Below are 12,492 nucleotides of genomic sequence, written 5' to 3' on the forward strand. Positions count from 1 at the left end.
ATTGACGGATTTTTTTATTCAAGATTATTTATTTCTGAGATATTAAAACTATGACTTTTTGAATTTTCAATTTTCCTTTTAATAATAGTGGAATCTACTTTCAATGTGTCAAAATTGAATGTTCGAGGTTCTAAATAATATAATTCTAAAATGGAATCTTTTCTATTTATTGTTCCGAATTTATATTGTTTATTAGTAATAGTATCAAAATATATTGTGTCATTTTTCAGATAGTATTTACCAACTTCTCGTGATGGGAAAAAGCAAAACGAATCCTCAATATAAACATCATTCGATTTAAAATAATAAGTTGTTTTACAATCTATTGTTCCTCTACTATAAGCGACTAATTTATCTTTTCCATATATTGTTTTATCAGTTATTATTCCCGATGGATATAGAAAAACCAAAGTCAAAACAATAATACTAATAAAGACAGGTATTCCTTTTTTGAAATTTCTTTCATCATCATCAAAATATTTATACAACTTTAGTATTGTAGAAATAATTAATCCTATGAATAAAATAAGTTCTATTAAATAGAAAATAATCAAGAAAATTCCAGTTTCATGAATCCAAAAATGTTGTGTATTAATTAATAGAAACAATAATACTAAAGAACAAAAATGAAATGGATATAGTTTGAACATAAAACAAGTTAATCAAATTGTAATATAGCTATTATAAATCATTTATTTATAATTATTTTCCATCTTAATTATCTCATCAAATTCGTCCAAAGTATCTTTACTTTCAGTTTTGTAATTTTTAGATTTTCCTATAAAATGAATCAATTTTCTATCTTCAAAATAATAACGAGATTCTTCTATTATCGATTTTTTATCATCAAATTCTTTCCAATACAAAGGAAAATTATAAGTTGTATCTTGTTCAAAAACGAAAGATAATTTATCATTCAACAAATAATATTCAGCCAAATACTGTCCAGATTCTCCAAACTTTCGTACTATAATTTTTTCTAATTTATCATTTAAAAAGTAATAATTTATAAAACCTCCTTCGGTAGAATCATCAGTTTCAATTTCTTTTATTTTTGTCCAAATTTTAATCGAATTAATTCGATTAAAATTTGATTTAATTGGATCTAATTTATTTTTAAAATCTTTTGAAATAATAACTTCAGAACTTTTAGAATCTTTTTGTTTTTGAGCAAATACATTAAATAAACTAAAAATAATAAACGAAATTAATAAAAGAGTTTTCTTCATTGTACTAAAATTATTTCCATAAAATTCAATAAAATAAACTAATTTTCAATCAATAATAATAGTGAATTTTATGCAATTTTGAGTCGCTCGTCATACCAATCAAATCAACTAAATAAAAAAATTCTATACTAAAGTTTTAAATTTTGAAATTCTTGGAGAGTTTCAAAATCATAATGGATATGATGGTATTTTTATTGGAAAACCAGATTTAAACTGGCATCTAAAATTTACAACAACTCACGAAAATATAAATCATCACTTTGATGAAGACAATTGTTTGGTATTTTATCCAACAACACAACAAGAATATGAAAAAATTATTGAGCGTTTATAATTTCATCATATCAAACCAATAAAATCTAAAAATCCATATTGGAATGATAACGGAATTTCTTTCTTAGATCCTGATGGATTTGCTGTCATTGTTTCACCTTTGAGAATTAAATAATTTGAAAAAATTCAAATTCTTAATAATCCGATGAATAAAAAATTAAATCCTTGGTATAAATTACAACAAGGTAAAATTAAAACTCCAAAATGGTTGTTTACAAGTGATGATTGGAAAACGTGGGATTAAACGTCTTTTTAATACAATATTTAGTCTTAATTTTACACCAAATTAATCGCCGTGAATCGAGAAGAAATAGGAAATCAACTGCTAAATGAAGTTTTACAAATTCAACTTGCCAATAAACCAATCAATTTTAAATATTTAGATTTAAAACGTTTGGTTGAAAATATTGCATTTGAGTTGACAAAAAACGAAGCTTTACAGTTTTCTAACTTTTTCTCGAAGCTATCTTTTATCTGTAATCAATACCAAGTTTCCACTAAAATTCATTCCTTTCGTAAAACGGCTCAACGAATTCTGAGCGAGAAATACGAACCGACAGAACACGAATATTTTACACATTATAAATATGTTGCAGATTTTATTTCTTCGATTTATGAAGTAATGATTCCAGCAGAAATTATCTACTATTTTCCTGAAAAAGAATTTTATACAAACAAAATTCTTACTCGAAATCGGGTTAAAAAATTGCGTGTTCAAGTGATTGAAATCAAACGAGATTGTTTGATTTGCGATCATGAAGATAATGAAACAGAAGAAAATATTACAGTTCAAATTGATGAGGATGGCGTAAATGAAAACTTTACTTCTGTTGAGGATTTTTGGGTTGGTGCACAATTAAATTTAGTCAATTCGACGATTGATGAAGAAGGAATTTATCATCCACGTTTTATCATTCTCGAACCAGATTATTTGGTTGATATTTCGGCAATTGCTGAATGTTTTCAGGATTATGGAACTTCTGAATTGCATTATATTCAGAAAAAATTTGAAGAATCGCCAAATAGTAAACACATTCGTTTAGGAAATTTTGCCAATTCAGTAGTCGATCATTTTTCAACAGAAAACATTGAAAACACAGATTTTAATGAGATTTTCAAGAATGATTTCAAAAATTATCCATTAGAATATACGGCTTGCAACGATTTGACGAATCCACAAGACTTGAAAGATTATTATCTGGAAGCAAAAGGTCATTTTGACCGTATTCAAAAAGTGTTGACCGAGGATTTTCCTCAATATGATATTTCGTTGGATCGTGCATTAATAGAGCCTTCATTTTTGTGCGAACAATATGGTATTCAGGGTCGTTTAGATTTATTAGACATTAATCCCGAAGGAAAAAATAAAATTATCGAGCTGAAATCTGGTGGTGCACCTTTTCCTGATGATGGAAAAAGTGTCAAGCCAAATCATGCGACGCAGCTCTTTTTATATTACCAAATTATTGGTGTTTTATATGATTTAGAGTTTAAAGATGTCACAAAAAACACCGAAGGTTATATCTTCTATTCGAAAGTATATCAAGGAAATTTACGTTTTGATGTGCCAACTTTAGCGCGAGTTCAACGTATTTTTGATTTACGAAATCGAATAATTATCAATGAAAATCGGTTAGCAAATCATGCATTAACCGATATTGAATCAACTATTTATTCGATTAAACCTGCCAATTTTATCAAACGAAAAATTAATCCTCGTTTCAAAGAAATTTTAGAAGAACAGTTGGATAAATTTATCTATCCGATCAAAAATAGTTCACCGTTAGAAAAAGCTTATTTTTATTCGTTTACCAATTTCATTGCGAAAGAGCAATATATGGCGAAACTTGGTTTGGGACAATCAACTTCTAACAACGGTTTGGCGAGTTTGTGGCTGAATACTTTCGAAGAAAAAAATAATAATTTCGAGATTATTTATGATTTAGAAATTGTAGAAAATCATATTTCTGATCCAAAACGTGAAATCAAGTTAAAAAGAACTAATCCTGCGAATGATTTTATTTCGATTCGCGAAGGTGATATTTGCATTCTTTATCCAAGAAATAATTTCAAAGATTCGGTTTTAACAAATCAGGTTTTTAAATGTACCATCAAAAGTATTTCGAGAGAATTTATTGTGTTGCGTTTTCGTTATCAGCAGCCCAACACACGCTTTTTTGATTCGTTTGATTCATCAGGAAAATGGGCTTTGGAACGCGATTTTATGGATTCTTCTTTTGTTTCGATGTACCGAAATCTGTATGGATTAATTCATTCTTCTAAAGCAAAAAAAGATTTGATTTTAACGCAATCTATTCCAAGAAATCAAATGGATTATGCGTATTTTAACTCAAATCTTTCGGATGAACAAAATCGAATCTTGAAAAAAGCGCTTTCTTCTAAAGATTATTTCTTGTTGAATGGACCTCCAGGAACAGGAAAAACATCGATTATCATCAAAGAATTGGTGAAAGAAATCTACGAGAAACAAGATTGTAATATTTTGCTTTTGGCGTATACAAATCGTGCGGTTGATGAATTATGTGAATCGATAAATTCGGCTATTTCTGATCAAATTGAACAAAAGTTCATCAGAATTGGGAATGAATTATCTACTTCTCCTGAATTTCATCCTAATTTATTGAATAAAATTATCGAGCAAAAAGATGTTGATTTAGAGCAAAAAGGAGAAAAATTTTCGAGAAAAACAATTCAAGATATTATTCGTAAACAACGCATTTTTGTTTCGACGGTTGCTTCAATTTCGAGTAAAAATGATATTCTGAAATTAAAGAAATTTGATACAATTATTATTGATGAAGCTTCACAAATTTTAGAACCACAAATTGTTGGAATTCTACCAAAAGCAGAACGTTTTATCATGATTGGTGATCACAAACAGTTGCCTGCAATTGTTTTGCAAAATCCTGAATTAGCAAAAACGAACAACGAATTATTAGAAAATATTGGTTTAATCAATCGTAAAAACTCAATTTTCGAACGTTTGTATGAATTTTGTGAGCGTAATAATAACGAAAATTCATTTGACCAATTGACTTATCAAGGAAGAATGCATGCTGAAATTGCAGATTTTCCGAACAATTATTTTTATGATGGAAAATTAAATGTTGCCTATGATATTCCAAATTTGAATGAAGAGATTAAGCAAAGTTTACATCGCCAACGTGCAGATTTACATTTTGAAAATCATAATCAATCAAATGATTTACAAAACTTTATTACGAATCATCGTTTTGCGTTTATCAATGTGGACGAAAATCCTTATTTGCCTTCAACGAATGAGCAAGAAGCCGATTTGATTGTGAAATTTGTACAAGAAATTATTCATTTATACGAAATCAATAAAAAAGAATTTGATGCAAAGAAAACAATTGGAATTATTGCGCCTTTCCGTAATCAAATTGCCTTGATTAAACAAAAATTAGAATTAGCAAATATTCCTAATTACGAGCAAATAACGGTTGATACAGTTGAGCGTTATCAAGGAAGTCAGCGCGATATTATTTTGTATAGTTTTGCGGTAACATATTATTCACAATTGAATGCGTTGGTGAATATGAATGACCAAGGAAATGTTGACCGAAAACTAAATGTGGCGTTAACACGTGCAAAAGAGCAATTATTTTTGATTGGAAATCAAACGATTTTGAAAGAAAATCAATTGATTAAAACATTAATTGAGTATTTAGAAAATAAATCTTCACATAAACTTATAATCTAATCAAAATCACTTCATAATTCATTTAAGATTCAGTAAATTTGTGCAACTATTTTTGTAAAATTATGTTGTATCAAAGAAGTAGCGCATTATTCAAAGACGCGCAAGAATATATTCCAGGAGGTGTAAATTCTCCTGTTCGTGCATTTAAATCTGTTGGAGGAACGCCAATTTTTATCAAAAAAGCCGAAGGTGCTTATATTTATGATGAAGATGGACGTGCTTACGTAGATTACATCAATTCTTGGGGACCAATGATTATTGGACACACAGATCCGCGTGTTTTGAATGCGACTGTTGAGCAGATGAAAAATGGTTTTTCTTTTGGTACACCAACTGAATTGGAAACTGAAATTGCAAAATTAATTACTTCTGTAGTTCCAAACATCGATATGGTTCGTATGGTGAACTCAGGTACAGAAGCTTGTATGTCGTCAATTCGTTTGGCAAGAGGTTATACAAATCGTGATAAAATTGTAAAGTTTGAAGGTTGTTACCATGGACATTCAGATTCATTTTTGATTAAAGCTGGTTCTGGTGCTGCAACTTTCGGAAATCCAAATTCTCCGGGTGTAACACAAGGAACTGCAAAAGATACGTTGTTGGCAGAATACAATAATTTGGAAGATGTAAAAGCTTTATTCGAACAAAATAAAGACGAAATTGCAGCTATTATTGTTGAGCCAATTGCAGGAAACATGGGATGTATTGTTCCAGAAAAAGGTTTCTTAGAAGGATTAAGACAAATTTGTGATGAAAATGGAGCTTTATTAATTTTTGATGAAGTAATGACAGGTTTCCGTCAAGCGATGGGTGGTTCTCAAGAACGTTTAAACATTAATGCGGATATCGTAACATTCGGTAAAGTAATTGGTGGTGGTTTTCCAGTAGGAGCTTTTGCTGCTCGTCGCGAAATTATGAATTACCTTGCTCCTCTTGGTCCTGTTTATCAAGCGGGAACTTTATCTGGAAATCCAATTGCGATGCGTGCCGGTATCACAACTTTGAATATTATTAATAATGATAGAGAATTATTTAATCGTATTGATAATGCAACAGAAACTTTAGATAACGAGATTTCTAAAATATTTGCTGAGAAAGGAATTCCAAATCATATCAATCGTTTAGGGTCGATGATGTCTGTTTTCTTTACAGAGCAAACGGAAATTAAAAACTTTACAGATGTGACCAAATGTAACCACGAAAGATTCAACAAATTTTTCCATCATTTATTAACGAACGAAGTTTATATTGCTCCTTCTGGATACGAAACTTGGTTTATTTCTGATGCAATTAAAGATGCTGAAATTAATAAAACATTAGACGCTGTAAGAAGCTTCGAAGGATAAGAATAAAAAAAATGCAGTGGTTTTCTACTGCATTTTTTTTTATTGATAATCACCAATATGCTCCATTTCACTGACAAAGCTAATTACTTTTGTTGCAAACTTTTGCAAGCTTTTTTGTTGAATTTCAGCTAAAAAATTATTTTTAAATTGATCTAAAGTCAATTCATCATTCACAAACAATTGCAACGAATAAGAAGTCGCTCCTGGCTCAATATGCGAAGTTATTTTTCCTAAACGAGCTCCAATAAAACAATTCGATTTCAAATAGTCATTGATGTGTTCTTTCTGCACCCACTCAAACCATTCATCATGCACTTCTTGTTCTACAATAAACGTTGTATTATATAATATCATTTTCTAAATTTTTGCAAAGATACAAAGGTTTTAGAATTATATTTTTTATCAAAAAGAAGTTTACTCTAAATTTTATTGTTAAATTTACCTATTATTCATAACAAAAAAAAATGAACAATACTCAACAATTTATACAAGAAAATAAACAACGTTTTCTTGATGAATTAATAGAATTACTTAAAATTCCTTCAGTTAGTGCTGATCCAGCCTACACACAAGATGTAAATGATGCAGCTGAAATGGTTGCAAAATATTTGAAACAAGCAGGTGCTGACAATGTAGAAGTTTGCGAAACAGAAGGTTTCCCAGTTATTTATGGTGAAAAAATTATTGATCCATCAAAACCAACTGTTTTAGTTTACGGACATTATGATGTTCAACCAGCTGATCCTTTAGAATTATGGGAATCTGGACCATACGAGCCAGTAATCAAAAAGACAGAAATTCATCCAGATGGTGCAATTTTCGCACGTGGTTCTGCTGATGATAAAGGTCAAATGTTTATGCACGTTAAAGCTTTTGAGGCTTTAAACAAATCAAACGAATTACCTTGTAACGTTAAATTTATGATCGAAGGTGAAGAAGAAGTTGGTTCTCCTTCATTAGTAAATTTCGTTAAAAACAATAAAGAGAAATTAAAAAATGATGTGATTTTGATTTCTGATACTTCTATGATTTCAAACGAACAACCTTCTATTTCAGTTGGTTTACGTGGTTTATCTTATGTAGAAGTTGAGGTAAAAGGAGCTAATCGCGATATGCACTCTGGTGTTTATGGTGGGGCTGTTCCTAATCCGATTAATGTTTTAGCAACAATGATTGGAAAATTAATCAATGAAAAAGGTCACATTACAATTCCAGGTTTTTACGAGCCAATTCTTGAATTAACTGAAGATGAAAGAGCTGATTTAGCAAAAATTCCATTTGATGTTGAAGAATACAAGAAATCTATTGGTATTGCTGATATCCAAGGAGAAGAAGGTTTTTCTACAATCGAAAGAGCGTCTATTCGTCCTACGTTAGATGTAAACGGAATTTGGGGAGGATATATTGGCGAAGGTGCTAAAACAGTTATTCCTTCTCATGCGTATGCTAAAATTTCAATGCGATTGGTTCCTGGACAAGATCCAGAAGTTGTAACAAAACAATTTGCAGATTATTTCCCAACTTTAGCGCCTTCTTCTGTAGAAGTTAAAGTAAAACCACATCATGGAGGTAAACCTTATATTTTACCAACAAATCATCCTGGTTTTATCGCTGCTAAAAAAGCGTTAGCTGAAACTTTTGAGAAAGAAGCGTTAGCCGAAAGAGCTGGTGGATCTATTCCAATTGTTGCTTTATTCGAAGAAGAATTAGGAACAAAATCTGTTTTAATGGGATTCGGATTAAACTCTGACGTTATCCACTCTCCAAACGAACATTATGGTTTATTCAATTTCTACAAAGGAATCGAAACTATTCCATATTTCTACAAATATTTTAACGAACAATAATTTTCGACAAAATAACTTCTGAAAAGCGAATCAAATTGATTCGCTTTTCTTTTTGGTTTATAGTAGAATGATTAATTTTGAACTTTATTTTTATCAATGAGTAAAAAATTCTTAATTGCGGGTGCAGGAATTGCGGGTTTAACTTTAGCAAAAGCTTTGCAAGACTTAAATTATGATTACGAAATCTTCGAGGCTTCGTCAGAAGTTCGTGGAATTGGGGCTGGTTTTGGTTTGGCTTCTAATGCAATGAAAGCATTTGAAATTCTAGGTTTAGCAGAAGAAGTTGCTCCTTTGGGGCATATGTTAGAAGATTTTGAAATTCAAGATTGGAAAGAAAAAACGATTCTGAAAGCCGATACAGAACGATTAAGAAAAAATTACAACAACGAAAATTTTGCCATTCATCGTGCAGATTTACATCATTATCTAGTCTCGAAAATTGATTCGAATAAAATTAAAACGTCAAAAAAAATAAAATTATTTGAACAAAGTTTTGAGAAAGTTGTCCTTCATTTTGAAGATGGAACTTCTACAGAAGGTGATTATTTAATTGGTGCTGATGGGATAAATTCTACAATTCGTCAACAATTGTTAAAACAGTCGACACCTCGTTATGCGGGATATATTTGTTGGCGTGCCATTGTGGAAGATAAATCGTATAACTCAAAGAAAAGTATCGAAACATGGGGACCAAATGGTCGATTTGGTTTGACTCCTCTTATCAATCATCAAATATATTGGTACGCTTGTGTCAATACAAAACTAAATTCTGAAGTTTACAACTACGCTTTAAGTGATATTAAAAATCAGTTCAAAGATTATTCGGGACAAATCAGAAATACTTTACAAAAAACGAATCCAGAAAGTATAATTGCTACGCCAATTATGGATATAAAACCGATTAATAATTATGCATTTAATCGTGTTTTATTAATTGGAGATGCAGCACATGCAACCACACCAAACATGGGGCAAGGCGCATGCATGGCGGTTGAAGATGTTTGCGTTTTGTATGATGAATTAATCAAAAAAGATACTGATATTTTGTTAGCTTTTGAACATTATAATTTACGTCGTTTGAAACGAACACATTATATTATCGATACTTCTCGTTTGGCTGGAAAAGTTGCTCAAGTAGACAATAAATTTTTGATGAATATACGAAATTTTGCTTTCCGAAATTTACCACAATCTTTGATGCAAAGTCCTTTAGAAGACTTATTGGAAGAAGATTTTATGAGGGTTTAGGGTTATTTTATTATAATAATTTCCATCTCATTTTCAAAAAATATCATGTACAATTCTATGTTTATATAATTAATACAACTATATTTAATCGTTAATAATTTTATTAATAAATTTCTAAAAAATAATAAACCATGAATGAAGAAGCTAGTAAAATATTCTATTTATTAGATGAATTTAACGAATATTTAAATCCAATTAAAAGTAAAAATTCAGATTATACCAATTATGTGAAAAATGCTAATGAGATACTTAATAATAAATTATTTTCAAAAGCTAAAATTATAATTGAAAATCAAGATTATGAATTATTAGATGAATTATCATTAAACGGATATATTGAAATTAAAAATTCTCAAGTAAAGTCAAAAGATAAATATGCTTCAGGCTTAAAAAAATACATTAACTTTTTAGAAGAATATTTAAGTAATTATCTAATAGATAATGAAGATATTGTAAGCGATTATTCAGATAATGAAATTACAGAAATAATTGAGCCAAATATTGATTTTGATTTCAACACTAAATATACATACGATAAAAATACATTATTTGAGATTTTCAAGCTAAGATTAATCACACAAAACAGATTTAATAAAAGCGGTTTATTTTTTCCTATTTCTTTTTTAAAACAATATTTTAATAATACAAATGATAAATCTTATTTTGATCAGATTATTGCAGTACAACTCAAAAATATTACTTATTTAAGCGATGATCAGTACAAAAAGCTTGATAGTATGAAAGAATTAAAAATAGCTGACAACGGTAATGTAATGATTGATAATGACATTTTGCAGTCAGCTTGTCCAACAAGTAAGAAAAAAGTTATTATGAATGTTGATTCTGTTACTAGAATAACTTTGGATCATGATAGACCAATGGATAATATTCTTAAAGAATATAAAAAAGATGATTTAGAGCTTTTAAAAATTTCTAAGGAAATAAAAAAAGGACTACACAAGCCATTTACCTACAATAAATTACGTAAAAGAGGGACAATATTATCCAATAAAAAAGAATTCTTAGAAACTATTGATAAACTCAAATTAAAACAAGAATTTGAAGACATTTGTAACCAAATGCAGTTTGTTTTAATGCAAGCTGACCATAATAATATTAAAAGAGCAAAATAAATAGAAAACCCCAGTTAATCTGGGGTTTTCTATTTATTATAAACTATTTTTTAACCACTATCATTATCCGATAGTACCTAGGTTATAAGTTTGCTTCATAATAATAAATAAACATATTATGAGGTTAAAATTTCATTATGAAGTCGAAACAGTTTTCGATCAAAACAAAGAAGAAATAACGATCAATTCGTTTGAGAACGAAGATCCTTTAGTTGCTCGAAAAGATGCATTTTCTTTTTTAAGAAATTATATCAATATTCTAAAACAAGAAGGACAAGTTGTAGTTAATACGAAAGAATCAAGCGTAAGAAATCATGCTCAATTTCGATATGATTCTCGTACACCAAACTTCGAGCATAATCTACAAGCTTATTTTGTTAGCCATTTGATTTTTAAAGATCAAAGATTAAACAATGGACTTAAAATTTATCTTGTTGTTGATAAATCTAATCATGAAAATATCAAAAATGATGAACGATTGTTAATTTATCAATTGGGTAATTATTCGAAACAATCTTTAGATGATATGTTGAACGGTTTGGCAAAAGAAGTTTACATACATTCGATAGTTGATACTTGCATTCATCGAAATACAAAAGAAATTGATATTTCTGCCTTTTGGTATTTCATCAATAAAGAATCATTAGAATCTCGAATTATTTCTATTCTAAAAACTCCTATCCATCTTGATTCTTCTTATTGGGGTAAATTATTTTCTGTTTTTAATTCTAAAAAAATATATCCTTTCAAACTAATTAAAGAACATTATTCTGGATATTATGAAGATGATTTTATCAAGTTAGAGAATTTTGATTTTAAGGAAGTTTTTAAAGATGCTTCTTCACTGTTCTATACTTTGGGTGGCTTGCTTGCTTTAAAAATTGATTCGTTAAATGATGAGAAAGAAACGACAAAACTTCTAACTGAATTTAATACGTTTTTTACAAATATGTATTTTCATAAATCTTTAAAAAACATTGAGTATAAATTGATTAATTGTAAAAATAAAAAAGGTGAATTATTCTTGTGTTTGTTGGTAGATCATTACAAACCAAAAGATCATTTTTTGTCTAAAATTCCGACCAAATTATATTATCGCGAAAATGGTCACAGAGAATGTATAACTGACGTAAACGAAATATTAATTTATTTAAATCAAAACTTCTAAAAAAATAAGAGTATGTTAATAGATAAAATTGAACAAGAAGTAAAAAAGGTAAAAAGAAGAGTTCCAAAATGGTTTCGAGAAGGAGAAACTCAAATCAATAGTTTAATCCTTTTGAAATATTTAGAATTACACAAGGAAGGAAAACCTATTTCGAGAAATCGATTGAAATATGAATGTGAAGAATTTGTAAATTTTGATGGAAATTTTAATCAAATGGTAAATTTCGGTGAAAAAAATCACGCAAAAGTATTCCATATCATCAATGGGAAAGTTGTTTTATGGAAACCTGTTTCAGAATTTATTTTGTTTGAATATGAAAAGGACACTGTACCAAAAACTGTGTAAGTATAAAATTCTGCTTGGGTTAAAATCGAGCAGAATTTTTTTTATACATTTAATATTTACATATTTATGGAAACAAAAGACCTATTTCCGGATGATTTTTT

General features: G+C 29.1%; 12 protein-coding genes. 9 read left to right on the forward strand and 3 right to left on the reverse strand.

All coding sequences use genetic code 11. The annotated features are described in order from the left end of the window. Positions 1–14: 14 nt before the first annotated feature. Both G0Q09_RS08990 and G0Q09_RS08995 read right to left on the reverse strand, forming a co-directional pair. Positions 15–554: a hypothetical protein gene (locus G0Q09_RS08990; RefSeq protein WP_219034627.1), complete on the reverse strand. Its 540-nt coding sequence runs from the start codon at positions 552–554 to the stop codon at positions 15–17. A gap of 138 nt (positions 555–692) precedes the next feature. Next, positions 693–1,229, reverse strand: a complete 537-nt coding sequence (locus tag G0Q09_RS08995) for a hypothetical protein (protein WP_219034628.1) — start codon at positions 1,227–1,229, stop codon at positions 693–695. 112 nt (positions 1,230–1,341) lie between these two features. Here G0Q09_RS08995 and G0Q09_RS15205 point away from each other — a divergent pair, with 112 nt between their 5' ends. The 4 genes from G0Q09_RS15205 to hemL all read left to right on the forward strand — a co-directional run bounded on the left by G0Q09_RS15205 (position 1,342) and on the right by hemL (position 6,650). Further along, complete coding sequence (locus G0Q09_RS15205; RefSeq protein ID WP_371875736.1) at positions 1,342–1,563, forward strand: hypothetical protein; 222 nt, start codon at positions 1,342–1,344, stop codon at positions 1,561–1,563. Positions 1,564–1,581: 18 nt separating this feature from the next. Next, complete coding sequence (locus G0Q09_RS15210) at positions 1,582–1,677, forward strand: hypothetical protein (RefSeq protein WP_371875737.1); 96 nt, start codon at positions 1,582–1,584, stop codon at positions 1,675–1,677. 180 nt (positions 1,678–1,857) lie between these two features. Further along, positions 1,858–5,304 carry an ATP-dependent helicase gene (locus G0Q09_RS15215; protein ID WP_219034629.1) on the forward strand — a complete coding sequence of 1,149 codons (3,447 nt, stop codon included), beginning with the start codon at positions 1,858–1,860 and terminating at the stop codon, positions 5,302–5,304. Between the two features lie 62 nt (positions 5,305–5,366). Beyond that, positions 5,367–6,650, forward strand: a complete 1,284-nt coding sequence (hemL, locus tag G0Q09_RS09005) for a glutamate-1-semialdehyde 2,1-aminomutase (protein ID WP_219034630.1) — start codon at positions 5,367–5,369, stop codon at positions 6,648–6,650. 39 nt (positions 6,651–6,689) lie between these two features. Here hemL and G0Q09_RS09010 read toward each other — a convergent pair whose 3' ends face one another. Continuing rightward, entirely contained in the window at positions 6,690–7,004 is a 315-nt protein-coding gene (locus G0Q09_RS09010; RefSeq protein ID WP_171622098.1) for a DUF4286 family protein, read from the reverse strand. A gap of 110 nt (positions 7,005–7,114) precedes the next feature. Between G0Q09_RS09010 and G0Q09_RS09015 the strand changes: the two genes are divergently transcribed. The 5 genes from G0Q09_RS09015 to G0Q09_RS09035 all read left to right on the forward strand — a co-directional run bounded on the left by G0Q09_RS09015 (position 7,115) and on the right by G0Q09_RS09035 (position 12,391). Continuing rightward, the gene (locus G0Q09_RS09015) at positions 7,115–8,497 is read left to right on the forward strand and encodes a dipeptidase (RefSeq protein WP_219034631.1); all 1,383 of its coding nucleotides are present in this window, start codon (positions 7,115–7,117) and stop codon (positions 8,495–8,497) included. Positions 8,498–8,593: 96 nt separating this feature from the next. Further along, on the forward strand, positions 8,594–9,745 hold the full coding sequence (locus G0Q09_RS09020; protein ID WP_219034632.1) for an FAD-dependent monooxygenase: 1,152 nt from the start codon (positions 8,594–8,596) through the stop codon (positions 9,743–9,745). Positions 9,746–9,876: 131 nt separating this feature from the next. Beyond that, positions 9,877–10,878, forward strand: coding sequence for a hypothetical protein (locus G0Q09_RS09025; RefSeq protein WP_219034633.1), 1,002 nt, complete (start codon positions 9,877–9,879; stop codon positions 10,876–10,878). 118 nt (positions 10,879–10,996) lie between these two features. Then, complete coding sequence (locus G0Q09_RS09030; RefSeq protein ID WP_219034634.1) at positions 10,997–12,046, forward strand: hypothetical protein; 1,050 nt, start codon at positions 10,997–10,999, stop codon at positions 12,044–12,046. A 12-nt stretch (positions 12,047–12,058) separates the two neighbouring features. Beyond that, positions 12,059–12,391: a hypothetical protein gene (locus G0Q09_RS09035; RefSeq protein ID WP_219034635.1), complete on the forward strand. Its 333-nt coding sequence runs from the start codon at positions 12,059–12,061 to the stop codon at positions 12,389–12,391. Positions 12,392–12,492 lie beyond the last annotated feature (101 nt).

The organism is Empedobacter falsenii (assembly GCF_019308355.1).
GTDB classification, from domain to species: Bacteria; Bacteroidota; Bacteroidia; order Flavobacteriales; family Weeksellaceae; genus Empedobacter; species Empedobacter falsenii_B.

Coding starts and splice junctions, on each gene's coding strand:
- G0Q09_RS09010 (WP_171622098.1), bottom strand. CDS start 7,004: ATGATATTATATAATACAACGTTTATTGTAGAACAAGAAGTGCATGAT.
- G0Q09_RS09030 (WP_219034634.1), top strand. CDS start 10,997: ATGAGGTTAAAATTTCATTATGAAGTCGAAACAGTTTTCGATCAAAAC.
- G0Q09_RS09025 (WP_219034633.1), top strand. CDS start 9,877: ATGAATGAAGAAGCTAGTAAAATATTCTATTTATTAGATGAATTTAAC.
- G0Q09_RS08995 (WP_219034628.1), bottom strand. CDS start 1,229: ATGAAGAAAACTCTTTTATTAATTTCGTTTATTATTTTTAGTTTATTT.
- G0Q09_RS09015 (WP_219034631.1), top strand. CDS start 7,115: ATGAACAATACTCAACAATTTATACAAGAAAATAAACAACGTTTTCTT.
- G0Q09_RS09035 (WP_219034635.1), top strand. CDS start 12,059: ATGTTAATAGATAAAATTGAACAAGAAGTAAAAAAGGTAAAAAGAAGA.
- G0Q09_RS09020 (WP_219034632.1), top strand. CDS start 8,594: ATGAGTAAAAAATTCTTAATTGCGGGTGCAGGAATTGCGGGTTTAACT.
- hemL (WP_219034630.1), top strand. CDS start 5,367: ATGTTGTATCAAAGAAGTAGCGCATTATTCAAAGACGCGCAAGAATAT.